Here is a 24,827-nt window from a genome sequence, read left to right on the forward strand (position 1 = left end):
AGAAAAAAAACGTAAAGCCATTACTGCTCAGGAATAGATGGATAAGTAGCCCGGTGTAATGGTCTGTAATTTGCGTCTGTCAAAGTTTAAAGAAATGCCACACGATGAAAAACAAGGTGCTTATTCTCACTACTACTGAGCCTGGTAATCCTTTTCCAGAAAATTTTAGTTGTTGGTGTGCAGGTGCATTAGAGGCCAAGGGGTGTGATACAGCATTAGAAACCATTAGCTTAGAACAGTTTGTACCCTCTTCGTCCAACGAACCTTTAGAGATTATACCAGAAAAGTTAACGGCGCTACAGGATACCTTGTCCATGATAGAAAAGCTCGTGCTTATCCTTCCTGAGCAAAACAATATGATACCAGTTGGATTGGATAACTTTATAGCATTGGTTGCTGGGATGAAAGATAAATATAAGCTATGCAAGCTTATTGCCATCGTCATGGATCCCGTGCCTAATAAAGCAGGTGAGGACCGTTTGTTGTTCCGTTATCCACTTCGTAAATTAGACCTGCTGTTTGGTTCAACCTTTAGTGCCGACCGTATACAGATTAAAAATAGTCCAACGGGCAATATGTGTCCACTCTTTTCCGAATCTTATGGCGAACTTTGCCAGTTGGTGCAACAAATTCTAGCTTAGAAACAGGCAACCTATTCTATATTTTCCTGGACCAAAAAGTAGCCTATCATTACCTTTTTATAGAAATTTATTATATTGCTATGCGTTCCATGCGTAACCTATTGGCCAGCATGCGGAATGCAACCCTACTTCAAATTTTTAGTATGTCTATGAATGCCACAGATAACAAATTTGGGTTGCCCAAACCAGACTTTCAAGCATTGCCTAAAAAAAAAGCTATATGGCCTGTGCTGGTTATTATAGCGATAGTGGTGCTGCTGATCGCAGTAAAGGTAGGCTATAATTTTTATTTTAAAGTGGAACCGGGGCCTCCACCTGCAACGGCAAATAATAGCTCCACTACTGACCAAAACACAGCTAGCTGTAACGCATCACCAGCCACCACTCCAGGAACAGGCTGTGTAAATAGCCATAGAGCCGCCCAATCATCCGTTCGCAGCGCTGAAGGGTTTGAACCTAAACAAGGGAATAAAATTAAAAAAAGCATTAGTGCCACGCAAAAGCAGCTTACAGCAAAACAACACAAGCCATTGGTTAAGCCAGGGACCTATCAAGAGTTAAGCGCACCACAAGGGATATACCACCTAGTGGTAGTCAGTCACTTAGACAAGCGATCTGCTATGAAAGTAGTCCAACAACTTATGAAAAACAACCTAGGCGTCTATTTGATTCTACCTAGAGTCAATAAAGGAGAAAAATATTACCGTGTAACGATAGGGCATAGTAAAACCCACTATGAAGCAAGTCGAAAACTTGAACAATTTAAATCAAAATACAATAATATCTTTATTTTAGAATACTAATCCGCTGAGGTTGCGTTTTAGCCACACTATACCACTGATCACTATGAATATATCTACCTCACAGACACTATTAGGTCTACTTTTAAAAGGGGGTTGGCTTATGTTTCCCCTTGCTTTGTTATCCTTACTAAGTCTTTACATACTAGTAGAGCGCCTGTTGACTTATCGAAGGTATTTGCATTTCCCTAGCGATTTTTTAGCCGAGATAGAAACACACTTAAGCCATGGAGATGTCACACAAATACAATCTATCTGTGCTGAGCAAACAAACATCATTCAAAAAGTAATCAGCAAAGGGATAGCGGAGCGGCACACTGCCCATGCCGCATTGATTTTAGAAAGTGAATCTGGTAGGGTGATCTCCTTTTTAGAAGAAAAGCTTTCTCTACTGGCTACCATTGCTGGGGCTGCACCTATGATTGGGTTTTTAGGTACTGTAACAGGTATGATTCAAACCTTTATGGCCATTTCCCAAGAAAAACATCACCTCTCTGCTCAGGTTTTTTCCAGTGGCATTTATGAAGCAATGGTAACCACTGTAGCAGGCCTGGTGGTTGGGATTATAGCCTATTTGGGGTATAATTACTGCATTGCGCAGGTCACTAAAGCTACTGCAAGACTGAATTATCTCGTGAACCTTTTTGTTGCTAAGGTTAGATAGGTATAACTTAAAATAAGTAAAAAATGAAAATCAGTACAAAAAATAAGATCAATGCTTCTTTTAGCATGGCGTCTATGACTGACATTATATTTTTACTATTGATTTTTTTACTGATCACAGCCAGTTATAACCCCAAAGCATTGCCTGTTGACTTGCCATTAAGTACGAATGAAAAAACCGAATCTGCAGCCATCAATGTAACCGTTACAGCTCAGTTGGTTTATTATATAGAAGGGAGGCACGTTGCCTTTCACCAACTACAAAATGCATTACAGGATGTATTAGCCAAAACATCCAATAAAGTGGTTGTATTACATATGGATAAAGGGCTTGCCATAGCCCATATGGTTAAAGTAGCAGATATAGCTAATCAATTAGGGGCTGCTGTGGCTATGGCAACCGAATTTAAAAAAAACGATGAGAAATAGTTGGTTATTTTCCCCAGATGGAAAAGGAATTACGCTATCGGTCGGGTTACATCTATTTGTTTTAGGGTTAGCCTATTTTATACAGCGTACGCCAGTTCCAGGCATCTCTAGCGGGCAAGCTTATAGGATTGCCCTGCAGCCGACCAGTGCCTATACTGCAGCCAACCACCACCAGCCTGAACATGTGCCTCAGGCCTCCATACAAACCGTTCGTTCAGCAGTCACCCAAGCCGATAAGCCATCTAAAAATCGATTCAAAAAGAAGCCTTTACGTCCGCCACAGCGACGCCGGAAGCAAATGGGTGGTGCACCACAGAAAAAATCACAACCTGATCAAGCCCCCAAGATAGATGAACGGGGTTTATACCACAGCGGACAAAACCGTGGGAAACAAGCCGGTGCGACTCTTGAATTAAGGGGATGGGAGTGGGATACCCTGCCTGACCCAAAAGATACTACCGAGGAGTTTGGTAAAATAGTTTTTGAAATTAAAGTAGATGAAGATGGGGAAATTATCTCTATCCAAACGATGGAGAAAACAGTGACCCCTATGGTAGAAAAGATTTATATAGATGCATTGCGTGCCCTTACCTTTAGCAAAACCGCGGAGACACCATCCGGCATCTCTACAGGTAAGGTTACCTTTGTAATAGTAGCAAAATAATATAGTTATTAGACTTGCTGCTGAACCGCTACTGTTGGTTTATGCACCTATTTATCGATGGTAATGCTATGGAAGCTTTGTGAAAAATAAAAAAGTTAATAGCTTTGTTCAGCTTGGTACTTCACCAAAGCATCTTTTCATAAAACTTTTCATAAAATATATGTTTATGCTTCTAGTTTCCTACAACTGTTTTTTACCTAAGCGCTTTAGGCATAGCCTAGCGAGACTATTATGGCTTGCCTATATAACGATAAGTAGTTGCGGTACACTGCTTAATGATGGAGGAGAAATTGTAGACCAGAACAATAAGCCAAAATGGAGTAATAAGACGCCCTTAGGTATGGTCCTCATTCCAGCCGGCACCTTTTTAATGGGCGGTGGTGTCAATCAAAGTGTAGTGGCCAAAACCAATATCACCCAAATGGCAACCGTAGGGCCATTTTATATGGATGAGGCGCCCGTTACCAATGCAAAATATCGCAAATTCATAGCTATTGTGCAAGCGGACCCAGCCGCATATGGATTAGACGAAGCCTATATCAATGAAAAGCTTATGCCTGATCTAACTGTTTGGAAAAGGGATTTTGGTTTTATGTTTATGGACGACTCATTTGGCAAAAGCTATTGGGAGGATCCGCGCTTTGATGGCTATCCTGTAGTAGGTATCAATTGGGAAGCCGCACAACAGTTTGCACGCGTCCGTACCATTTATAGGAATAAGTATTTAGAAGCGAAGGGTTTGCCGCCTGGACCTAACTTTAGGCTGGCTACAGCTGTTGAATGGGAATATGCGGCAAAAGGCGGTAAAGAATCTGGCCAGTATCCATGGGGAGGGCCTTCTGTAAGAGATAAAAAGGGAAACCTATTGGCTAATTTTCAGGTTACAAAGGGGAACTATGCTGCATCTGGTTATGCCTATACCTCTCCGGTCAAGGCTTTTGCACCCAACGGTTATGGGCTTTATGATATGGCAGGTAACGTGTCAGAGTGGTGTGAAGATATATACAGCCCTTTGTTGATCCATAAAAGTGAGACGATTAGTCCCTTTTATAAAGATAAAGGTGGTGTATTTAGGCTCATTAAAGGGGGCTCTTGGAAAGACTATTCCTATGCACTACAAACAGGCGTTTCTGATTGTGAACATAAAGATATGGCACGTGCCTATATTGGCTTTAGATGCGTGATGTCTGCCATATAACTTTTAATTGATATGGATTGTATGGATCCTATCGTTATCGACTACTAAAATTCTTGAAATATTATGAAACATAATCTCGTAAGCCATTCTTTTCAGCACAAATTTTATGATACCATCATGCCCTTTATCTACAATATTGGTGCAGCTATTGTAATTTTTGGGGCCATGTTTAAGTTATTAAACCTACCTGGAGGCAGCATCATGTTGGGGCTTGGCCTCTCTATAGAAGCATTGATTTTCCTTTTGAGTGCTTTTGAACCTAAGGAGCAAGGGATAGATTGGTCGCGCGTTTATCCTGAACTAGCGCCTGACTATAATGGGCCTGCTTTGGCCCATCGTGCTGCAAAAGCAGCGCCTACCATTACCCAACAATTGGACCAATGCTTGGAAAAAGCCTCTATAGATAGTGCTTTATTGGAAAATTTAGCCACTACTATGCGTCGTTTTGCAGAACGTATGGAAAATGTGCCTTCTTTTGCGAACCTTAGTAAGGTTACAGAAGCCTATGTGCACCAAGTAGGGCAGGCCACGCAGGTGATGGGAGATATTGCCAAAATAAATGATGCAGTTGGGCATACACTTCGTTCGTTTACCACCTTATCCTCTGAAGATAAATTGACCCATTATTTTAGTCAAATGGAAGAAATGGCCCATACACTAACCTCCATGAATGGGCTCTACAAGCAAGCTTTAGCCCATATGGAAGCCCAGAATACCCATACTAGTGCGCTCTATACCCATTTAGAAACCGCTTTAAAAGCGATGGAAATAGCAGGTAACGAGGCGATACACTTTAAACAAGAGCTTACTTTGCTCAATGAAAAAGTGACCGCCCTAAACGAAATATATGCTAAGACCTTAACTGCATTTAAAAGCTAAGTTGTATAGATATAATCTACTGTTTTGTAGGCCAATCACGAAGTGTTGAGATAAAAAGTTGCGCATAAATGTTAAAATAGTATGGCTAAAGCAAAATTAAGTCCTAGGCAAAAAATGATAGGGGTGATGTACCTAGTGTTAACGGCTATGTTGGCACTACAGGTTAGCTCTGGTGTATTAGATAAGTTCGTAACACTGAGTGGTAGCATCGATAAAAGCAGAACCCTACAATTCAGCCAAAATCAACGTGCTATTCAGGCATTAAAAAATACAGTCAAAGATATGGGTAATCGTCCAGCAGATATGAAAATACTCGGGGAAGTCTTGGCTATGCATCAGGATACCGTAGCGTTGGTTGGGTATATTGATGGATTAAAAAAACAATTAATTGATGCAGAAGGCGGTATAGATCAGGCAACCAAATTACCCAAAGGGCTCAAAAATGATGGAGCAGTAGCCCGTCTTATGATCAACAAAGGAGCAGGGGAGATATTAAAAACTAAATTAAAAACCTATATAGCACAGCTCACTAAGCTGGTGGATAAGCCTTATGCACCTATTGCTTTTGATGCAAAAGACCATGACTTTTTTAGTCATGATCCCAATCAAGCGAACAAAGATTTTGTTGCCTTAAACTTTGGCCACACACCGCTTGGTGCTGCATTGGCTACATTGAGTCAGTTTGCCTCTGAGGTAGTCACTACAGAAGTAGATGCCATTCACACATTGGGCAATATTATTGGTTCCTCTGATGTTAAATTTGACACGCTTAAGTTGCTTGCCAACACCAAGTCTTATATCGTTGCTGCTGGAAGCAAGTATGAAGCGGATTTAATTTTAGCCGCCTCTTCCTCTGCCGTTTCTCCAGAGATGTTTATCGATGACCAGCCCGTTGTGGTAGAAGATGGTATAGGTAAAATCTCCTTTACTGCTTCTCCTGGTAAATACGACAGCCATGGATTGGCCAAAAAGAGTTTTAAAGCTGCTATAAAGTTAAGGCTATCTGGGGGAAAGGAGTCTACTATTACAGAAGATATCGCTTATCTAGTAGCCAAGCCTGTGATTCAAATAAGGGCTGCTACGGTCCAGTCACTTTATCGGAATTGTGGCAATGCGTTAGATATTCAAGTCCCTTCTCTTGGCGCCAGCTATAACCCACGGTTTAAAATAGAAGGAGGTACCCTCATCCCTGGATCTAAACGAGGCGTAGTCACCGTGATTCCTAAGGCGAACCAGGTTCAGTTAAAGGTATATAACGCCGACGCCTTAATAGGAACAGAATCATTTATGGTACAAGACATTCCCATTCCACAAATTGTGATTACCACTAAAAACAAACCCATTGACATGAAAGAAGGCGTAGCAGCGCCTGGCCCTAGGGTAGTGGAGGCAAAAGTCATTCCCAACAAATATTTTCAGGATTTTCTACCCAACGATGCCCGGTACCGCGTAGCCGAATGGGCGATTACATTGGCCAGAGGCAGCCGTCCTATTCATACATTAACGGTAAACCATACTGTAGCGGACTTGCACAGCATAGCATCATTAGCTAGGCCAGGCGATCGATTGGTTATTGAAATAAAAAAGATAGAAAGGCAAAACTTTAAAAATGAAGTTGAAACCATTATAGATGGCTCATGCTTCAATATTCTACTTCATTAATTGTACACTATTATGTCTCTTAAAAAACGTTTGTTTGTTTTATTTACTTGCTTAAATGCCCTTGCCCCATCCTATGGGCGTATTGATCATTTGTCGCAAAATTATAGTCCGCATGCCACGCGCCCCATAGCTAGGGCCTATGTTTTATATGCAAGGAAAGTTTGGCGGGAAATTTATTTGAATGAAAAACAAAATGGCCCTTGTTTTATGCCTGGCAAGGAAATTTCCAAGGTCATTATAGATGGAGCCAAAAACGGATTACTGGTGCCTTATACAGATGATACACTAGCAGAGATCATGCCTCTAGAGCAATTATTGAAGCACTTACAAATTTCAGGAGCAGATGCATCAACCACTGCGCATGAGTTTTTCCCAAAGGAAATTTCTACTTTAAGATTGGTAGAACATGTAATCTTTAATAAAATTACGGCTAGGCAAGAGTATGATATTGAATCTATTCAGTTAGTTGTACCGGGTAGAAACAATCCGCCTACCTATTTAGATCGGCCTATAGCTACTTTCAAATATAAAGATGTAATAGATTATTTTAACAAGCTGCCTTTTGAATTAGTTTGTTGGTACAACACTGCCAACGCTGCAGAAAATTTAACCTGGATAGATGCTTTTTCACTTCGGCTATTTGGCAGTAGGATTGTGAAAGTGGGCAACTTAGATGATGCCACTGTAGATGAGTTATATGAAAAAACACCTGGTGATGGAAAGGGACTACTTGCTTCTCAAAGGCTAGCCATAGAAATTGATATAGAGCCTGAGGAATTTTTATCGGAGCATTAGCGGTAGGGCAGACAAACGTAACTTTGTAAATAGATGTACTCACTCCTCATAAGGATAAAAATAAAACGTTTGGCACTGCTTTTAGGTGCATGTATTACTTTTACTTGCGTTGCATCAGCTTCTATCCAGGCGGCTCCTTCTATAAAGCCTTAGCCTATCCCACTTACCATAGCTGCTATAGCGCTCTATCTTACTTATGTAGTGTACTGCTCTGGCAGCAAAGAGACAAACCTCTATAATAGATTATTTTATAAAGGCGACCATGATGCAGCACTATGGAATCACGGCTTGAATCTAATCAATTTGGTCGCTTTAAGCCGTGCATTGCATGCCAAGCCCCTCTTTTTAACGGCTGCTATTTTAGTCGGTTTACAAACCGCCACCTATGTTTTTTGCGACGCTTACGGCGTCTCTTTGGTATGGTCTGGTTTAACAGGGATGCTCTTTCATAGATTATGCATGCAAAAGCAAATGAAATGGCATTTGCTTTTAGCTATACTACTCAATAGTGCTACATTGGTCTATTATAGTTATCATGCACCAGCTGTCACTACCTTTGCCCATCTAGGAGGCGTTGCGGTCGGGTTTGGCTTATCATTTGTGCTCCCCTATAAAAATACTTAAGCACATAATCTCTGCCTATATTAAATTCATCTGCTTATAATTAATTGTGTATATAGAGATACCATATGCTAGAGTGTGCCCTGTAAATCGAATCTATTTTTTTTAAACAGCTATATTACAGTCATTGCCCTAGATTTGTAATATCTCAAAGAGCAGTGTACCGATCATAACACACATTGTCTTGCCTTGGATAAGTTGGGAAGCTTGAATCTAACAAGACTTTACTTACTTAAGGAATCCAAGCTCTTTAGCTTTTCCACTGCCCAATCTCGCTCAACTGTAGCCTTGCCTAAGGCCTTTGCAAGTTCATCTTTTTGATGCTTAAGAGCGCTAATTTTGTCTTTACCACAGCGCCTAGCTGCCTTGCTTATAGAGCCCAGCTTTTCATACGTTCGTAGCTAAATCTTATATGCAACCTTACGAGTTTTATGCTCCATTACGCTATTATGTGGGATTTTGGATAGGTTTAGCACCTTACCCAAAATCCCACATAATCTACTATAATTTTATATTTTTATAAATTATTTTTTGTAACGTCTCTGTTGAAAATTCACATACCTGACCATTACCCATAATTATCGAAAGAAAGATCTAACCTATAGGCATCAAGTAGCAGAGAGCAAGTTGAGCCTCCATATTTTGATGACCTCAGATCGTATTAAATTGCTTCCACTAAATATATTCCACTCATTTTACAGATACCTTTTTTCTTTTCCAAGCTATTTTTTTAACTTGCGTGCGATAGATTTAGGTATGCGTTGCTAGCCTATATTTTTACTTTATTATTTTGACTATGCCCCATCCATTACCATCTTCTGCCACGCACACATGGGCAAGTAGCCATTTACAAGTAGCTACTGAAGTGGTACATGCTGGTGTATCTCCAGAACCCCATACGGGTGCTATCCTTACACCTATTTTTCAATCATCCGTATTTGTACAGGAGTCCATTGAAACCTATTTAGCCAAGGGCCATTCCTATTCTGGGTCAAGAAACCCTACTGTTGCAGTGCTTGAAGAAAAGATTGCTACGCTGGAAAAAGCACAAGTTGCCTATTGTTTTGGTTCAGGGATGGCAGCCATTGTTACTACCATGGCCACTTTTTTACGCCATGGGGACCATTGTATACTCTCAAACGGTTGTTATGCCACTACACAAGAAGTGGCACGTGACCTTTTTGGCCAACTTGGCGTAACTTTTTCTTTTGTAGACTTTTCCAGTCTAGTAGAAATAGAGGCAGCCATACAACCCAATACGAAAATACTTTTTTCAGAATATCCGACCAACCCAACACTTACTTTAACCGATTTAGCTGCTGTTAGTGCATTGGCCCACCAAATAGGTGCCAAACATGTGTGCGATAGTACCCTCGCCTCACCTATGGTGATTTGTCCGCTGAACTTTGGTGCAGATATAGTGATTCAATCTACCACTAAATACTACGATGGGCATAATATGACCATCGGTGGCGCCGTAGCATGTGCATCTGAAGAAAATGGTCCTCAAATTTTTGCTTATAGAAACAGACATGGGAGTATCATGAGTCCTATGGTTGCCTTTTTGACTTTGCAATCCACTAAAACCATGCATTTACGCATACGAGAACAGTCTAACAATGCAACACAGATTGCTACATTTTTAACAGACCATCCTAAGATAGATAAAGTAGGGTATCCAGGATTGGCGGATTTCCCACAAAAAGCATTAGCAGATAGGCAACATAGTAATGGCCTGCATGGTGGTATGTTATACTTTATACTCAAAGGAGGCGCTGAGGCAAGTAGTAAATTTATGCAAGCGCTGTGTCGTCCATGGAGTTTTGGCGCCAATTTAGGTGGTGTAGAGAGTTTGATTTCCTATCCTCCTGTGATGTCTAATGGGGCAATGGATGCCACACAACTTCAAGCCATTGGCATAAGCGAAGGGTTTGTACGTGTATCTTGTGGTATTGAAGATGCACAAGACCTTGTCGATGCCCTGGAAGCTACTTTGCGTGCATGTTAATGGGCTCTTTCCTATTTTAATGTATCTTTTCACATTACTGGTTAATGATGTATTTTATGCTGCTTTTTTCTTGATAAAAAAGTGGACAAAAAAATCAAGCCCTCGGCAAAAAGTCGCGGTTTAGAAAGTGTCATCTTACAGATGGAAAAACAGGAAGCGCCCCCTTCGGGGGCTTTAAAGGCAACTGTTTTCCCACATCATCTGTAAGATGCCACTTTCTAAACCGCGACTTTTTACAGGGGCGGTTCTTTTGACGCAAAAAACCACTGCGCTGAATACATACGTTTTAATGTAGTAAACTAAACGCCCGAGCAGCTGACCCGATGGGTAAGCATTTGATGGTTGCATCCTTAGGGATGTGGTGTTGCTATATTCGAAATATATTGTACGTTACCTAAACGTATATCAAGTTGGTGGGCCAGTTTTAAGATAAGCGGTATGACATTATTCTTACACGCATATTCTATACTACTTTCCGTGGTATCCAAATGGAAATTAAAAATAATGACCAATCCGTTCTGGTTCATTTTATCCAGGTAGATGTTTGTTCTTTCTGGTTGTACCAATGGTTGCGATTCGGCAATGGTACGTAACCCCTTTATAAACCTTGGCAACACTTCCAAAGAGATCGCATAATTTAATGGTACTTCTAAAGAAACCATCCGCGAAGTTCTTTTCCCAAAGTTATCAATATAGGCATCCGCTAATTTTGCATTCGGGATGTAAACTAAAGATCCCTCTTTTGTACGTAGTAAAGTAGAACGTAAACCCACTTCTTCTACTTTGCCACGAATACCTCCAGAAACAATCTCATCCCCTACACTAAAAGGCCGATCCATCGTAATCATCAATGATCCAAATAGATTCTTAATGGTATCTTGACAAGCCAAACCCAGACCCAGTGTACTAAAAGAAAGCGCCTTCACTAAAGAGCCTGTTGCAAATCCAAGGTTGTCAATCGTTTGTACCAAACCCACAATCCCTACGATAATTTTAGCCATTATGCTAAAAAGAGGCAATATATGGATCATAAACTTATTGTGTTTCTTAGAAATTTTGATTCTATATTGCATTAAATTAACACATTCATACGCCAAACACATCCATAAAAAGGAAGTGGTGGCCTCTATGACCCGATTGATAAAAGAGGCTAAAGATTCAGACTGAAACATCGTTAAACCACTTTTTAAGAAGTAGATGCTAATGACCAGCATAAGTAACCGCTCTATAGCAAATGATTTTTTACTACCTATAAACTTATATACCATCAGCTTCAAAAAGCAGGGCATAATTTTATAGGTCAGCCAAATAATAATGGCAAAACCGATCAACATGATATATTGCCAAATGGCAAGGTTTAATATCTGTTTTTTACAAAATGCTTCGGGTAAAAAGTGATATAAAAGCGTGTGTAAACGATCCGCTACTTCATATTCCCTTATAAAATCTAGTGTTTCTTTACTGTAACGCCATTGTTCACCCTCTTTTATTAAGTAAACTTTTGGTAGCTTTTTAGATAAAATAAATCTATTTTCATTTATCGTTGGATCCATATAGTTCGGATCTTTCGGTATGGTTTCAATATTGATACCCTTAAGTGTTAGTAACCTTTTTAACTTAATGGCCATTTCTTTGCTTTTTTGGTTAAAGGTTTCGCCATGTAGAAATACAATCCCTACATGTGCAGCAGCTTTATTACCCGGATTTAAAAGCATAAAATGGGTATATACGGTATCATATGGGGAGCTTAGATTTACTTTAGGGTCATTTACCTGCCTATTATTGGCTTGTAATATAACCGGCGCGAACATGTAGCCAAATGCCAAGCAAGCAAGGTATGGCACCTGCTTAATCCGTACAAAATAGGTGGCCATCTTATTTATACAAAATCGATAGAGGCTATGCATACGTATACATATTTAATGTTGATCAGATATAGATTATTTGCCCGCTAAATTAAGCTATATCTTGCGTTTCTCACAGAAAATGGATATATAAAATTTTGTAAATCACGATTATGGAAAGCAAACTTGTATACTTTTTGCGGGTTGGTATGTGCGAATGGTCCTCCTAGGGAACCCTTTGTGAGGCTATTCAGGTTGCGCCTAATGGAATTACTTGAGTGATATGATAGATAAAATGGATCGAGAACAGGCTAACCACTCCTTGCAAGATCGTTATGGCTTTGATTATGTGGAAGTATTAGGGGCAAGGACCCATAATTTAAAAAATATTGATGTGGTTTTTCCACGCAATCAATTGGTTATCATTACAGGTGTCAGTGGCAGTGGGAAATCCTCTTTGGCTTTTGATACCATCAATGCAGAGGGGCAAAGGCGATATAGAGAAAGTTTTAGTGCCTATGCACGCGGCTTTTTAGGTAGTTTAACCAGACCGGAAGTAGATAAAATCAATGGATTAAGTCCAGTTATTGCCATTGAGCAGAAAACAACCAATCGCAATGTACGCTCTACGGTGGGGACGACTACAGAAATCTATGATTTTATGCGGTTGCTTTTTGCACGCGTAGCAGATGCCTATGCCTACACTACAGGTAATAGAATGGTCACACAGGATGAGGAACAGATCCTTTCCCATCTATTACGTGCTTTCTCTAAGCAAAGAGTTACACTCATGGCACCTGTTATTAGAGGTAGAAAAGGCCATCATGAAGCACTACTCAAACGTATTATGAAACTCGGTTTCAATAAGGTTAGAGTGAATGGTACCCTTATAGAATTGACCGATAGCTTAAAGCTAGCCCGCCATAAAAAACATGATGTTGCCTTGATTATAGATCATGTTTTAATAGACTTAAAAGCCTTGGATCGTATTAAAAACGCACTACAATTGGCGCTAAAGTATGGCAAAGGGACCCTATTAGTAGTAGATCCTGCGCAAAAAGAACACTATTTTTCCACTCACTTAATGGATGAAGAGACAGGGCTTGCCTATGATGCACCAGAACCAAGCCTTTTTTCTTTTAATACGCCTTATGGCGCCTGTCCAATCTGCGACGGATTAGGTGAAATTACCCATGTAGACATAGATACGATTATTCCAGATAAAAGCATAAGCATTAAAAATGGTGCCATTTTACCATTAGGGTCCTATAAGACATCATTATTATTTAAAAAAATAGAAGCCTTATTAAGGTTTTTCCAATGTAAACTAACCGATCCAGTTGAAATATTACCTCCAGCTGTATTGAACTTGTTGTTATTTGGCAATGTTATACCTTATCGTTCTACGCTTATTGCCGATTGCGCCGAGCCTTTTGAGGGCATTATCGCTGTGCTCATCAAACAACAAGAACGAGAAATGGCTGCACGAAATGGTAGTCTAGAAGAGGGGTTTGTTTACACAACTATATGTCCAGATTGCCAAGGTACTAGATTAAACCCAATAGCTAGGTCTTTTAAGATTCAGGACAAAAGTATTACGGATTTAGTCGAAATGGACTTAGATGCACTCAAACAATGGTTTGCTACCTTATCCACTTTATTAACAGAAAAACAGCAAATCATTGCCCATGAGATTATACAAGAAATTACCAAAAGACTACAATTTTTAATTGATGTTGGCTTGCATTACTTACATCTTAATAGAAGTATAAGTACCTTATCCGGCGGGGAAGCACAACGTATTAGGCTGGCTACACAAATAGGTACCCAGCTACTGGGTGTGCTCTACATTCTTGATGAACCAAGTATTGGCTTACATCAACGCGACAATAGCCGTTTGATTGGTGCCTTAAAAGCACTTAGAGATATCGGTAATACAGTGCTGGTCGTAGAGCATGATAAAGAAATCATGTTGGCAGCAGACTATCTGATTGAAATAGGCCCTCAAGCTGGCCTTTATGGGGGAGAAGTAGTTGCAGCAGGTCCCTTAAACGCGTTTTTGGCACAACCCAGTGCTACAGCTGTATTTTTAACCGATAAAACCCATGAACGGTTCAATCGCAAACCAGGAAATGGTAAAACCCTAACCATTAGCGGGTGTAGGGGCAATAATTTAAAAAATGTAACCTTAACCCTTCCATTGGGTCTAATGATTTGTGTAACAGGGGTATCAGGCAGTGGCAAGTCTTCACTGATTCGTAAAACCCTCTTGCCTATTCTTAAAAAACACCTTTATAACAGCCGTGTCATTTCCTTGCCCTATACAGAAGCACTTGGCTTAGCGCACATCAACAAGGTGATAGAGGTCAGTCAATCGCCTATAGGCAGAACCCCTCGCTCTAACCCTAGTACCTATACCGGTATGTTTACAGATATACGTAGCTTTTTTGCGATTTTGCCAGAGGCTAAGATTAGAGGCTATAAGCCAGGTCGATTCTCTTTTAATCTAAAAGAAGGCCGGTGTAATACTTGTGAGGGCGCTGGTATTCAACGCATCGAAATGGGTTTTCTGCCAGAGGTATATGTAACGTGTGATAGCTGTAAAGGCAAACGATATAGCCGTGAAACATTAGAGATACAATATAAAGGCAAATCTATTGCGGATATCTTAGATATGACTGTATCCAATGCGATTCCTTTTTTTGAAAGCCATCCATCTATATTGGTTAAACTCCGTACCTTAGAACAAGTAGGTCTAGGATACATTACCCTGGGGCAACATGCCACTACCTTATCAGGTGGAGAAGCACAACGGGTCAAGTTGGCGACAGAATTAGCCAAAAAGAGTACGGGGGATACCCTGTATATCTTAGATGAACCCAGTACCGGCCTACATTTTCAAGATATTCTAGCGCTATTATCTGTATTGAAAAAGTTAGTAGACCAAGGCAACACGGTGCTGATTATAGAGCACAATATGGATATGATCAAGGTAGCAGACTATCTGATTGATATTGGTCCAGATGGTGGGCGAGAGGGGGGGTATCTAATTGCACAAGGTACTCCAGAAGCCGTCGCTAAAGTACCAGAGAGCTATACGGGTCATTGCTTACAAAAAGAATTATATTTGTAAAATATCGACACCAAGGGCCTGATCTACTTTTTTGCTCACCTCTGTGCTGAATGACAGGCTATGATTCTGTCGTGCTATCTGTCTACTTTTTTGTAGCAAGTGCGCGCTATGGGTGGCTCATGTAAAGCTATTTTCAGCATAGTGTTCTTTTGTTATTAAATACAGTTGCAATGCGTTATTTATTTCAGGCTATTTGTTTCTATTTTCAAGTTCTTTTCAAGAAAATTTATCTATACCTTACCCTTCTTATCCTTGGCACTTTGGGCATAATACCGCTCCAGGCAACATCAAAAAGTAAAGGCAATTTACCTACTATAGCGCATCACCAAGAGACGGTACCTAAGCAAACAAAGCGTAAGCCAAAGTGCATGGTTAAGCCTGGTAAAAGGAAAAGCAGTCAACAGGATGGTTTTGTAAAGGAGCAAATGAATGAATTGTTTCGGTCTACTATTCAACTCTTCGCATCAACTGGCTTAATTTTTGGTTTGGATCAATTATCCAACAAGCCTTTTGACTTACCTACTTTAGTGGCGCCACTTATAGGCAATCTCGCTACCGATCCACTTAAAGCTATAGGACTTCTTGTGCCATGTTATTTTTTCCATTTTTATCCAAACCTAGACTCAATCAAGCAATAGACTTAAAAAGGCAGTATGCAGCAAGGAAACACACGTTTTCGGCAACTATGCAAAGTTTTATAGAGCAGATCTTAAATTGGCATATCTGGGCTATACAACGATTTGACCATTGTGACGATAAATATGTAGAAGTAATCCAAGAGGTATTGCAATTTCCTATAGGACCTAAGCAAATTGTTCCTGATACAATAATTATAAACCAATTTATGCGCAACTATCCAGAAGCGGTTCGTCTGGCTATTGGTGAATTTGTTGCCACTATAGTTGAGGATGCCAAAAGCAGTCTATTAACTAAAAAAGCAACCCCGATTATGTTTGTAGGGCCACCTGGAACTGGAAAAACCTATTTGGCCAAGCAATTGGCCGGCTTGTTGCAGCTACCTGTGCAAGGTATGGATATATCTAGGTATAAGAGCGTACATGGCACTCGATTTTATTCCTCTAGTCCTGAAAAAGGAGTCATAGCAGAAGCACTGATAGGAGCGCCTAGTCAAGCACAGAACTGGTCCAATAAAATACTTGTATTAGATGAAATAGATAAAGCCCTAGCCATGGATAACAATGGACAATTTGTAGCCAGCAATGGATCAGACATATATAATCTGTTGCATACCATTTTAGAAGCACAAGAAGTAGCAGTGCCGTTGTCTCGTTAAACTATGCATGCCCTGATATCTCTCAGCTAAAAATTGTTTTAATTGCCAATAAAACCTTTACAGAAACCTTGACAGCAGATAAGGCAGCAGCCTTAGAAAGCCGTATAAAAATCATTCGTTTTGATGAAGGTTTCACCCCTGAAAGGAAGTGCGCGATTGCAACGACTTATGTGGATGAGCTACTGACTAAAAAAGGTATAGATCGATCGGCTATTCCATCAAAATGTAATAGATGCCATTGTAGCAGAAGATACCCGTATAGGTTTGAAAGGGGTACGTGTTTTGCTTAGTGTGATTGATCAATACATAGACCTATTAAAACATCAAAAGTTGATTCATGAAATTTCAGGTATACAAACGACTACTTTTGATGTAAAACAAGCCTATGCACCTTATCGTCTTCAAGCAGGCCCATGCGCTAACTTAAATGATACAAAACTGCCTGCTAAAAAAAGCGTAAGCAAATAGCGATGACCGGTCTCACAATGCCGTTAAATTAATGAATTTTTATTGATTTTCAAATAAAAGTGTATATTCTCGCCATTGGTTAATAATGCATTTTATCCCACTTTTTTCTTGATAAAGAAGTGGACAAAAAATCAAACCCTCGGTAAAAAGTCGCTGAAAGTGTCATCTTACAGATGGAAAAACAGGAAGCGCCCCCAAAGGGGGCTTCAAAGGAAACTGTTTTTCCACATCATCTGTAAAATGCCACTTTCTAAACCGCGACTTTTTACAGGGGCGTTGTTCTTTTTACATAAAAACCAGTAAATTGAATAGATATGTTTGCTGCTATTTCGTCAAGTTAAGGCGCATATGTCCGCCGATAAAAAAGTTGGCGGACATGAGCAGCGGCGTATACACATTAGCCATTTCTATCTCTGTATTAGAATAGATATTTCTTAAGTTGACGCCATTGACCGGTCTCATACAGGCTAGACCATTGTAGCCATTCTTATCCATTTGGTTCATTTGTTTGCTATGGTTTTAAGGCGTAAATTTATTGCCGATTTTATATTCGTTTACACTGCCCTAGTCAAGATTTAGACCTATTAAGCCATAGGCTAGGCGTGCAGCGATTTCATTGTATGTTCTACATGTTGGTCTCTTTATCGGTTTTTTTTGTCCTATTGAAATACCTCCGAAAAGTTTGCATGCTCTTTGGGTTATTGGGGGTGTTATCCTGTAAAGACTTTAAAAGTTGGGAAAGTAAATATGGAAAGCAAGTAAAAATTGCATTTTTGCCAGCAAAGGATAAAAAAGTCCCAGGGACATTAGCAGACTTGCAGAGCGAGCGACTTTCGGCATTACGTTTTTGGCAGTTGCCGCTCCTTACAGAGCATGATGCACCCTTTTTGCTAAAAGATGGTTTATCTATACCGCTTGACCCCAATGCCGATGCAGTCAGTTTTGAGCTAATAGATGAAAATGCGCGCTACTATCTCCAAGTCACCATTTGCTATGAACGTATGGTTTCCCTGATTTCTACTGAAGCTGGAGGGCTTCAAGTACAATATACTATTCAGGGGGTGCAATGTAATAAAAAAGATTTCTTCAAGAAAATTACTATAGACGGTCCAGTACCATTGAAAGCAGAGAAAGAGAAACCCAATGTTACGTTATATTATTAAGTCAATAGGTTATATGGTGTTGTCTGTTGTGCTCCCTCAGTGTGTAATGGCCAATGTCCAACTATCCAACCATAGGATTTGGCCTACTACTTGGTATCTTGGCATAGATGTAGCCAAAACTTGCGTGGGTTGGTACAAAAAAACAGGCCCTGCCTATGAAATACATAGTTCTATTGATTTTCATCCAATCTTATTAGATGTAGACTATGGGTTGGGCCAAATTCAGCGGGATGGCAGGCCACGTAATGGTTCCTTTGCATCTGTATGTGGTCAATATTTTAGGGTAGGTTTAGGGTATAATTTTTTAACACCTACTGCCCATCACAATCAATTTTTTATAGGATTACGTTATGCTAGAAGTTTTTTTGATTTTCAGCTAAAAAGTAATAAGTTTCAGTGCAACCACCCACCCAATAAAGCTTGTCCGCCTCAAGTATGTATGGCACCTGTTGCTTTGCGGCATAGCAAAGGTGCTCCAATAGTGCACTGGTGGGAGGTAGTCGCAGGCGGAAAGGTATGCCTGATGCGTGCCCTATCTATCGGTTGTACAATGCGCTATAAGTTCAACAAAAAAATAGAAAATAAGCTATTTGCTTTGCCATTTGATATTCCAGGTTTTGGTTTAGCAGCATTTGACCATGCTTTTGGCTATAGTTTGTATGTTTTGCTGCGTATTCCACTGCAGCAGAACAAGCATACTTCTTGTGGAAATATTGCGCAAAAAAGCGTAACTTAAGTCTATTTTAATCTTGTAAAGCATATATGAGACGTTATGGTAGCATGAGACGACACGGAAAATATCTTTTAGTATTGTTGCTGGTGGTCTTTGCAGATCAAGGATGCAAGCTTTGGGTCCATAGCCATATGGAGTTAGGGCTAGATTACCATATAAAAATATTAGGAAACCTATTTAAGTTAACCTATGTGCTGAATTATGGCATGGCTTTTGGGTTACAATTTGGCTTTAAATATGGAAAGCTACTGATCACCTGTGTGCGTCTTTTTGCTTCCCTCTATATTATGCTTTATATCATTCGGTCATTGGCTCGGTCAACCCCGGCCGCTTGGATTTGGGGATGGGTCTTGCTTTTAGGAGGTGCTATTGGTAATACCATTGATAGTATTTTTTATGGTGTTTATTTAAATAATGCACCTGATATAGCGCCCATGCAATGGTTTCATGGGCAAGTTATTGACATGCTCCATCTTGATTTTTGGTCTGGTGTATTACCCCATTGGGTACCTATTTGTGGCGGGCAAGAGATCTGTGTGTTGCCTATTTTCAATATAGCAGATTTAGCTATTTTTCTCGGATTTCTGTTCATGTTTGGCTCTTTTAAGGCATTGGTGCCATTAAACAACAAGGGTCAAGTAACGGATTATATCGTATAAAAATTTCTATATGCAACGGTTTATAAAATATTTTTCTATTGTATTGTTTATTGTTTTGGCAGATCAAGCCTCTAAACTTTGGGTCTACAACCATATGGAAATGGGAACAGATGGGCACATTAACCTTTTGGGAAATATTTTCAAGCTTACCTATACTTTAAATCCTGGCATGGCATTTAGCATCCATCTAGGGTTTAAGTATGGCAAGTTATTGATTACCACCTTCCGTGTTTTGGCTTCTTTATATATTTTTTGGCACATCATTCAATCCATCAGACGTCATGCACCTGTTGCTTGGATCTGCGGATGGGCTTTGGTTCTAGGGGGTGCTATTGGCAATAGCATAGATAGTATGTTTTATGGTGTCTATCTGAATAATGCACCTACTGATGCGCCCATGAAATGGTTCTACGGACAGGTCATTGATATGTTACATATTGACCTTTGGTCTGGTGCGATGCCTAGTTGGGTACCTATTTGGGGTGGGTACTATATATATTGTCTGCCCATTTTTAACATAGCTGATGTGGCTGTATCGGCTGGATTGGTAGTTATTTTATGTCTATTTCATCCAACCCCTCATCCCAAACCTTAATGACCAAGGTAAAAATGACTTATTGGCTGAATAAATATTTGTGTCTATTCATAACAGCGGTTGTATCTGTTCACATTACTGGTTAATAATGGATTGTATCCCACTTTTTTCTTGATAAAAAAGTGGACAAAAAATCAAGCCCTCGGTAAAAAGCCGCTGAAAGTGGCATCATACAGAGGTGTCTTTCTTTTAAAAAAAACCAGTGACTTGAAGAGATATAAATATTTAGCCTAAAATGAGGTCCATATGTTTTTGTACATAATCCAGCGCACATCCATATCTTATAATCCGAAAAGAGCCTTTAACAGAGAGGTCCACAATGGTAGAACCCAACCGCATCGGATCAATGGCACCCAAAATACCTCCATCAAAAACGGCGTCCAATTCAGGCCAGAGCTCCTTAAATTCCTGCACTTGTAAACAACTGGTTTCACTGCTTTTATTGGCACTGGTTAACGCAATGGCTGCATGACACATGCCCGCAACATGCATCATGAATGGGTGATATGGCATTCGGATGCCAACCAAATTTGTTTTGGAAACCAAACTTTTATTAATATATGGTAATGCTTCGAAAAGAAGCGTAACCGGACCAGGGAGCAATGCGTTGAGCAAAGGCGTAATCGTTGCGTCTATCTTACCATATCTAGATAGCTCTTGAATAGATCCAATACAAATGGCAATGGGTTTATCATTGCTACGCTGTTTGATCTGAAATATTTTTTTTACTGCCTTCTTATTTTGAGCCAAACAGGCCAAGCCATAAACCGTATCGGTAGGTACAGCTATTACACATCCTCTATTGAGTAAGCATGCAGCGTATTGAGCAGCAGATAGATCAGAGGTGTCTAATGGAATATTTTTTATGTACATGGATACTGTTTTATGTTCTCGACAAACGATGCACATGCCTTAGCCAGATATTTTAAAAATCCTCCACCTATGGCCCCATCTATAATCCGATGGTCGTAGGTATGGGATAGGAAAAGTTCATCACGAATCGCTATGGTTGCTTTTCCCTCTACATGAACCACAGCAGGGCGTTTTTCAATAAGACCTAAGGCAAGAATAGCTACCTGTGGTTGCACAATAATAGGTGTACCCATCAAGTTATCAAAACAACCGATATTAGAAATGGTATAGCTGGCACCGGTTAATGCGTCTGGCATAATCGTCCCATTACGTGCTTGCTGAACTAAAGCATCGATCTGTCGCGCCAATGGTACCAACCCAAGCTGCTCTACTTGATGGACCACAGGAACCAATACATTACCATTTGGCAGTGCTACCGCAAAACCTATATTAATATGCTTGCGTTTAATAATCTGATCATCTACCATTACGGCATTGAGGAGCGGGAAGTGCTGTAAGGCACGCGCAATCATTGCCATAAAAATAGAGTTGTAACTCAATTTAATTCCATGTTTTTCTTCAAAAACAGTCTTATGCTGATTTTTCCAGGCAACGAGTTCCGTTACATCGGCACGTATAAAAGAGGTAACATGCGGCGCTATTTTCTTAGATGCCACCATGCGATCTGCAATTAGTTTTCTTACACGATCCATTTGGAACACTTCATCCCCTTCTAGGGGCGTAACGGTCTCATGAAATAAATGGTGCTCCGTAGTATGGGTAGGTAAATGTTTACTTAAATAGTCTGCAATCACTGATTTGGTCACCCGATTGTCCCTAGTATCTCCCGCTAGTCTTGTTAGCACATCTGATGGAATCAGATGCTTGTGGGCCATATGCTTGGCTACAGGTGTGAGCTTTACCTGGCTATAAGTAGGAAAATCCCCCCCCCTATTAGGTGATGGGGTAATAGCTGCTACAGTAGGTTTTGGGTCTACAAAAGATTGTTCATGGGCTGTAGACGGTGAAACTTCATTTTCAGCTTCTAATAAAGCAATCGGTGCGCCAATGGCGACCACTTCTCCTTTGTTGACCAATAATTTTTTAATCTTACCCGTGTAAATAGCAGGAATCTCTGCATCAACTTTATCTGTGGCCACCTCCAACAGAGGTGCCCCTTCCATCACTACTTCTTCCTCCTTGACACACCAATGCAACACAATCGCTTCTACCACACTTTCACCCATCTTAGGTAAGTAAAGCGTTATTAAGGACATACCAACTACACTTAAAAATTAAACCCCTACCATTAGTCCGTTGGGCTATGATAAGTCGTGGAGTTTAGGGAGACATCTTTTTTATCCATTAAAGAAGTGAGATATTGAGCCAACTGCTTCAATTCTTTTCTGAACTGATTTTTATCCAGGCCATCGGGTAGCCTTTCTTCTATATCCTTTTCCAATTTGCATAATTGGTTATGCATATCATCTAAGAGCGTTGATGCAATTGGATGCTGTATAGTCTTTTGATAGGGGATTAGTTGCGGCATTAACGCTACAAGTGATTGATGCGCTTTTTCGAGATCCTTCGGATGATCGGTTGTTTCGCTCATTATATGGCCATGCTCATCCATTGCCTGGTACGTGCCTGTAATATACGCAGATGCCTCTAGCAGGGGCCTCATCAGCTCATCGCGCAACACCAGCTCGCTGCATTTCGTGCCTGTGAAACAGGAAGAAAAATAGATACTTGTCACGGATAACAAAGTCCAATATTGTATGAAATAAAATAAGCTTAAGCGCATGGCATACAGTTCCTAAGTCAGGCAAAAAAAGTGGATAGAACCTGTAAAGATAGATTCTTCATTATACAGCTAAAAAATTTAAAAACCACGCCTGGTTTGTAACCAGGACTAACAGCTACTGACTGGATAAATAAGCCAATAGATGATTATATAATAAATGAGTACGCCCAATAATTCTACAGTTGTATTAATGGCAGGGCTTGCCGCTACGGCAGGATCTCCATTAAAGTACTTAGCGGCCAGCGGGAAAGCCGCTCCTATAAAAGCAGAAAAAACAACTTGTAATACAATACTCAAGGCCACTACAAACATTACCTGATAGTGTCTATTGGTTTCTACATCCAGACTAGAAGTTAAAAATACCTTAATATAAGCAAGAAAAAATAAAACAGAAGCCAACATAATGGCAATCCTTAATTCCTTTAAAATAATCCTAACCCAATCAGATAGCGTGACTTGGCCGCGATTCAATGCTTGGAGCACTACTGAAGCAACTTGACTGCCTACATTGCCTCCAGTATCCGTAATCATACTCAAATAAAAAATTAGATTAAATTGATTAAAAAGCGTGCTTTTAGCATGTGTAAAAGAATGACTCACAATGCTGGCTATAAATACTACTACAATCCATTTGATTCGTTTCTTAAGGTGCTGTAAACTAGATACCTTTAGATAATCTGGTGCATCTTCTTCTGAAGTAATACCCATAAATTTATCCATATCCTCTACTTGCTCCGCCCTGATAATAGCTATAGCATCGTCATAGCTGACAATACCTACAATTTGTTCTTCTTGATTGAGAATAGGAATAGCTACCAAATCATATTGTTCAATTTTTTTGGCAACGACTTCTTGATCCTCATCAACCGTAGCATAAACAAAATTTACATTGAGTATGGTCTCTATCTTCTCTTGAGGAGAACGCATGACCAAGTCTTTTAAAGAAATAAAGCCAACCAGCTTCATCTTTTCATCTACTACATAAATGTAGTACAGCATCTTTTTAGAGGGTGCATCCTCCCGGATTTTAGCGATGGCCTCTTCTACCGTCATTGAATTTAAGACCGTTGCAAAATCTGTATTCATAATACCCCCCGCCGTATCTGGTACATAGGAATTGAGCATAATCACATCTTCTCGCACCTTTCTACTCAAATAGGGTAATAAACGGGCATGGTCTTTACTATTCAGTCGTTGGTAAAAATCAACACGTAAATCAGAGGGCATACAAGAAAAGATCTTTGCAAAACTACTTTTCGGAATGCTATGGTAGATTTGCATCTGCAACTCATTATCGTTCAATAAGGCAAATATTTCGCCCTGTCGTGCGATAGATAAGGTGCTAAATATTCCTATAACCAACTCAAAAGATTGATTTTCAAAGAATCTAGCCACCTCGATAGGTGATGCACGCTCCAAACAATAGGTCAACCGCTTCTCCTGCTGCTGTTTGAGCAAACGCATCCACTTAAAAAACTTATATTCCCCTTTTAGTTTCATAATCGTAGTTTTTTTTGTTCCATATGGCACAACCATGCTTAACAAGCCTAGATGAGAGAATAGATTTGTAACCCCTCCTAAAAGAACGAGCATAGCCAAAGGAACCTTGTAAAAAAAATAACATGATTCCCAGACTAAAACATAGCCCCCACCTATTCTAACTACAAGTAGAGTCAAGAGGAAGACTTAACGAAAGGTAAATTTAAGAGAATCTGAAGTAAATTACCAATAGGTAAATCTAAATTATATACATTATATAGTATAAAACACCATACACCCGTAGAACCGTTGTAGGGCAGGCCTAGCGTTCTCATAATGGATAAGTAGCTTTTACCGAGGGCTTGATTTTTTATTCCACTTTTTTATCAAGAAAAAAGTGGAATAAAATTCATTATTAACCAATGGCGCGAATATATATTTTT

General features: G+C 39.9%; 25 protein-coding genes. 19 read left to right on the forward strand and 6 right to left on the reverse strand.

The window, feature by feature from the left end; translation table 11 throughout:
• The first annotated feature begins 104 nt into the window (after positions 1-104).
• The 11 genes from NLX65_RS00565 to NLX65_RS00615 all read left to right on the forward strand — a co-directional run bounded on the left by NLX65_RS00565 (position 105) and on the right by NLX65_RS00615 (position 10,360).
• A complete protein-coding gene (locus tag NLX65_RS00565; RefSeq protein WP_260536007.1) occupies positions 105-641 on the forward strand; it encodes a hypothetical protein in 537 nt (178 codons plus the stop codon).
• 80 nt (positions 642-721) lie between these two features.
• Positions 722-1,444 (forward strand): SPOR domain-containing protein, encoded by a 723-nt coding sequence (locus NLX65_RS00570; protein ID WP_260536009.1) that lies wholly within the window; start codon positions 722-724, stop codon positions 1,442-1,444.
• Positions 1,445-1,487: 43 nt separating this feature from the next.
• Positions 1,488-2,105, forward strand: coding sequence for a MotA/TolQ/ExbB proton channel family protein (locus NLX65_RS00575; protein WP_260536011.1), 618 nt, complete (start codon positions 1,488-1,490; stop codon positions 2,103-2,105).
• Between the two features lie 23 nt (positions 2,106-2,128).
• Positions 2,129-2,533, forward strand: coding sequence for an ExbD/TolR family protein (locus tag NLX65_RS00580; RefSeq protein WP_260536013.1), 405 nt, complete (start codon positions 2,129-2,131; stop codon positions 2,531-2,533).
• Positions 2,523-3,197: a cell envelope integrity protein TolA gene (locus NLX65_RS00585; RefSeq protein ID WP_260536015.1), complete on the forward strand. Its 675-nt coding sequence runs from the start codon at positions 2,523-2,525 to the stop codon at positions 3,195-3,197. Before NLX65_RS00580 ends, NLX65_RS00585 begins: the two co-directional genes overlap by 11 nt.
• A gap of 160 nt (positions 3,198-3,357) precedes the next feature.
• Positions 3,358-4,395, forward strand: coding sequence for a type IX secretion system lipoprotein PorK/GldK (gene porK / locus NLX65_RS00590; RefSeq protein WP_260536017.1), 1,038 nt, complete (start codon positions 3,358-3,360; stop codon positions 4,393-4,395).
• 63 nt (positions 4,396-4,458) lie between these two features.
• Complete coding sequence (gene porL / locus NLX65_RS00595; RefSeq protein ID WP_260536019.1) at positions 4,459-5,274, forward strand: type IX secretion system motor protein PorL/GldL; 816 nt, start codon at positions 4,459-4,461, stop codon at positions 5,272-5,274.
• An 81-nt stretch (positions 5,275-5,355) separates the two neighbouring features.
• On the forward strand, positions 5,356-6,936 hold the full coding sequence (porM, locus tag NLX65_RS00600; RefSeq protein ID WP_260536021.1) for a type IX secretion system motor protein PorM/GldM: 1,581 nt from the start codon (positions 5,356-5,358) through the stop codon (positions 6,934-6,936).
• 12 nt (positions 6,937-6,948) lie between these two features.
• Positions 6,949-7,731, forward strand: coding sequence for a type IX secretion system ring protein PorN/GldN (gene porN, locus NLX65_RS00605; protein ID WP_260536023.1), 783 nt, complete (start codon positions 6,949-6,951; stop codon positions 7,729-7,731).
• 201 nt (positions 7,732-7,932) lie between these two features.
• The gene (locus NLX65_RS00610) at positions 7,933-8,355 is read left to right on the forward strand and encodes a hypothetical protein (protein WP_260536025.1); all 423 of its coding nucleotides are present in this window, start codon (positions 7,933-7,935) and stop codon (positions 8,353-8,355) included.
• A gap of 793 nt (positions 8,356-9,148) precedes the next feature.
• Positions 9,149-10,360, forward strand: a complete 1,212-nt coding sequence (locus NLX65_RS00615; RefSeq protein ID WP_260536027.1) for a trans-sulfuration enzyme family protein — start codon at positions 9,149-9,151, stop codon at positions 10,358-10,360.
• 350 nt (positions 10,361-10,710) lie between these two features.
• Here the strand turns inward: NLX65_RS00615 and NLX65_RS00620 are convergent, their stop codons facing one another.
• A complete protein-coding gene (locus tag NLX65_RS00620; protein ID WP_260536029.1) occupies positions 10,711-12,267 on the reverse strand; it encodes a mechanosensitive ion channel family protein in 1,557 nt (518 codons plus the stop codon).
• 220 nt (positions 12,268-12,487) lie between these two features.
• On the opposite strand from NLX65_RS00620, the gene uvrA reads away from it, so the two are divergent.
• The 8 genes from uvrA to NLX65_RS00660 all read left to right on the forward strand — a co-directional run bounded on the left by uvrA (position 12,488) and on the right by NLX65_RS00660 (position 20,249).
• Positions 12,488-15,337 (forward strand): excinuclease ABC subunit UvrA, encoded by a 2,850-nt coding sequence (gene uvrA / locus NLX65_RS00625; protein WP_260536032.1) that lies wholly within the window; start codon positions 12,488-12,490, stop codon positions 15,335-15,337.
• Positions 15,338-15,507: 170 nt separating this feature from the next.
• Positions 15,508-15,975: a hypothetical protein gene (locus NLX65_RS00630; protein WP_260536034.1), complete on the forward strand. Its 468-nt coding sequence runs from the start codon at positions 15,508-15,510 to the stop codon at positions 15,973-15,975.
• Between the two features lie 47 nt (positions 15,976-16,022).
• Positions 16,023-16,631: an ATP-binding protein gene (locus tag NLX65_RS00635; protein WP_260536036.1), complete on the forward strand. Its 609-nt coding sequence runs from the start codon at positions 16,023-16,025 to the stop codon at positions 16,629-16,631.
• A 264-nt stretch (positions 16,632-16,895) separates the two neighbouring features.
• Positions 16,896-17,099 carry a hypothetical protein gene (locus tag NLX65_RS00640; protein WP_260536038.1) on the forward strand — a complete coding sequence of 68 codons (204 nt, stop codon included), beginning with the start codon at positions 16,896-16,898 and terminating at the stop codon, positions 17,097-17,099.
• A gap of 629 nt (positions 17,100-17,728) precedes the next feature.
• On the forward strand, positions 17,729-18,262 hold the full coding sequence (locus NLX65_RS00645) for a hypothetical protein (protein ID WP_260536040.1): 534 nt from the start codon (positions 17,729-17,731) through the stop codon (positions 18,260-18,262).
• Positions 18,243-18,998, forward strand: coding sequence for a DUF6048 family protein (locus tag NLX65_RS00650; protein WP_260536042.1), 756 nt, complete (start codon positions 18,243-18,245; stop codon positions 18,996-18,998). The genes NLX65_RS00645 and NLX65_RS00650 overlap by 20 nt, the downstream gene beginning before the upstream one ends.
• 26 nt (positions 18,999-19,024) lie before the next feature.
• Positions 19,025-19,654, forward strand: coding sequence for a signal peptidase II (locus NLX65_RS00655; protein WP_260536045.1), 630 nt, complete (start codon positions 19,025-19,027; stop codon positions 19,652-19,654).
• A gap of 10 nt (positions 19,655-19,664) precedes the next feature.
• Positions 19,665-20,249: a lipoprotein signal peptidase gene (locus tag NLX65_RS00660; RefSeq protein ID WP_260536047.1), complete on the forward strand. Its 585-nt coding sequence runs from the start codon at positions 19,665-19,667 to the stop codon at positions 20,247-20,249.
• Positions 20,250-20,474: 225 nt separating this feature from the next.
• Here the strand turns inward: NLX65_RS00660 and NLX65_RS00665 are convergent, their stop codons facing one another.
• The 5 genes from NLX65_RS00665 to NLX65_RS00685 all read right to left on the reverse strand — a co-directional run bounded on the left by NLX65_RS00665 (position 20,475) and on the right by NLX65_RS00685 (position 24,719).
• Complete coding sequence (locus NLX65_RS00665) at positions 20,475-21,122, reverse strand: L-threonylcarbamoyladenylate synthase (protein WP_260536049.1); 648 nt, start codon at positions 21,120-21,122, stop codon at positions 20,475-20,477.
• Positions 21,113-22,378 carry a dihydrolipoamide acetyltransferase family protein gene (locus tag NLX65_RS00670; RefSeq protein ID WP_260536051.1) on the reverse strand — a complete coding sequence of 422 codons (1,266 nt, stop codon included), beginning with the start codon at positions 22,376-22,378 and terminating at the stop codon, positions 21,113-21,115. Before NLX65_RS00670 ends, NLX65_RS00665 begins: the two co-directional genes overlap by 10 nt.
• 32 nt (positions 22,379-22,410) lie before the next feature.
• Complete coding sequence (locus NLX65_RS00675; protein ID WP_260536053.1) at positions 22,411-22,857, reverse strand: hypothetical protein; 447 nt, start codon at positions 22,855-22,857, stop codon at positions 22,411-22,413.
• 156 nt (positions 22,858-23,013) lie between these two features.
• On the reverse strand, positions 23,014-24,498 hold the full coding sequence (gene mgtE, locus NLX65_RS00680; protein ID WP_260536055.1) for a magnesium transporter: 1,485 nt from the start codon (positions 24,496-24,498) through the stop codon (positions 23,014-23,016).
• Positions 24,499-24,578: 80 nt separating this feature from the next.
• Positions 24,579-24,719 carry a hypothetical protein gene (locus NLX65_RS00685; protein WP_260536058.1) on the reverse strand — a complete coding sequence of 47 codons (141 nt, stop codon included), beginning with the start codon at positions 24,717-24,719 and terminating at the stop codon, positions 24,579-24,581.
• Between the last annotated feature and the right edge of the window lie 108 nt (positions 24,720-24,827).

Source organism: Candidatus Cardinium sp. TP, from assembly GCF_025215055.1.
Classification (GTDB): Bacteria; Bacteroidota; Bacteroidia; order Cytophagales; family Amoebophilaceae; genus Cardinium.

Excerpts from the sequence above, each read along its gene's own strand:
- NLX65_RS00565 (WP_260536007.1), top strand. The coding sequence starts at position 105 with ATGAAAAACAAGGTGCTTATTCTCACTACTACTGAGCCTGGTAATCCT.
- NLX65_RS00570 (WP_260536009.1), top strand. The coding sequence starts at position 722 with ATGCGTTCCATGCGTAACCTATTGGCCAGCATGCGGAATGCAACCCTA.
- NLX65_RS00575 (WP_260536011.1), top strand. The coding sequence starts at position 1,488 with ATGAATATATCTACCTCACAGACACTATTAGGTCTACTTTTAAAAGGG.
- NLX65_RS00580 (WP_260536013.1), top strand. The coding sequence starts at position 2,129 with ATGAAAATCAGTACAAAAAATAAGATCAATGCTTCTTTTAGCATGGCG.
- NLX65_RS00585 (WP_260536015.1), top strand. The coding sequence starts at position 2,523 with ATGAGAAATAGTTGGTTATTTTCCCCAGATGGAAAAGGAATTACGCTA.
- porK (WP_260536017.1), top strand. The coding sequence starts at position 3,358 with ATGTTTATGCTTCTAGTTTCCTACAACTGTTTTTTACCTAAGCGCTTT.
- porL (WP_260536019.1), top strand. The coding sequence starts at position 4,459 with ATGAAACATAATCTCGTAAGCCATTCTTTTCAGCACAAATTTTATGAT.
- porM (WP_260536021.1), top strand. The coding sequence starts at position 5,356 with ATGGCTAAAGCAAAATTAAGTCCTAGGCAAAAAATGATAGGGGTGATG.
- porN (WP_260536023.1), top strand. The coding sequence starts at position 6,949 with ATGTCTCTTAAAAAACGTTTGTTTGTTTTATTTACTTGCTTAAATGCC.
- NLX65_RS00615 (WP_260536027.1), top strand. The coding sequence starts at position 9,149 with ATGCCCCATCCATTACCATCTTCTGCCACGCACACATGGGCAAGTAGC.
- NLX65_RS00620 (WP_260536029.1), bottom strand. The coding sequence starts at position 12,267 with ATGCATAGCCTCTATCGATTTTGTATAAATAAGATGGCCACCTATTTT.
- uvrA (WP_260536032.1), top strand. The coding sequence starts at position 12,488 with ATGATAGATAAAATGGATCGAGAACAGGCTAACCACTCCTTGCAAGAT.
- NLX65_RS00630 (WP_260536034.1), top strand. The coding sequence starts at position 15,508 with ATGCGTTATTTATTTCAGGCTATTTGTTTCTATTTTCAAGTTCTTTTC.
- NLX65_RS00635 (WP_260536036.1), top strand. The coding sequence starts at position 16,023 with ATGCAAAGTTTTATAGAGCAGATCTTAAATTGGCATATCTGGGCTATA.
- NLX65_RS00645 (WP_260536040.1), top strand. The coding sequence starts at position 17,729 with ATGTTGGTCTCTTTATCGGTTTTTTTTGTCCTATTGAAATACCTCCGA.
- NLX65_RS00650 (WP_260536042.1), top strand. The coding sequence starts at position 18,243 with ATGTTACGTTATATTATTAAGTCAATAGGTTATATGGTGTTGTCTGTT.
- NLX65_RS00655 (WP_260536045.1), top strand. The coding sequence starts at position 19,025 with ATGAGACGTTATGGTAGCATGAGACGACACGGAAAATATCTTTTAGTA.
- NLX65_RS00660 (WP_260536047.1), top strand. The coding sequence starts at position 19,665 with ATGCAACGGTTTATAAAATATTTTTCTATTGTATTGTTTATTGTTTTG.
- NLX65_RS00665 (WP_260536049.1), bottom strand. The coding sequence starts at position 21,122 with ATGTACATAAAAAATATTCCATTAGACACCTCTGATCTATCTGCTGCT.
- NLX65_RS00670 (WP_260536051.1), bottom strand. The coding sequence starts at position 22,378 with ATGTCCTTAATAACGCTTTACTTACCTAAGATGGGTGAAAGTGTGGTA.
- mgtE (WP_260536055.1), bottom strand. The coding sequence starts at position 24,498 with ATGCTCGTTCTTTTAGGAGGGGTTACAAATCTATTCTCTCATCTAGGC.
- NLX65_RS00685 (WP_260536058.1), bottom strand. The coding sequence starts at position 24,719 with ATGAGAACGCTAGGCCTGCCCTACAACGGTTCTACGGGTGTATGGTGT.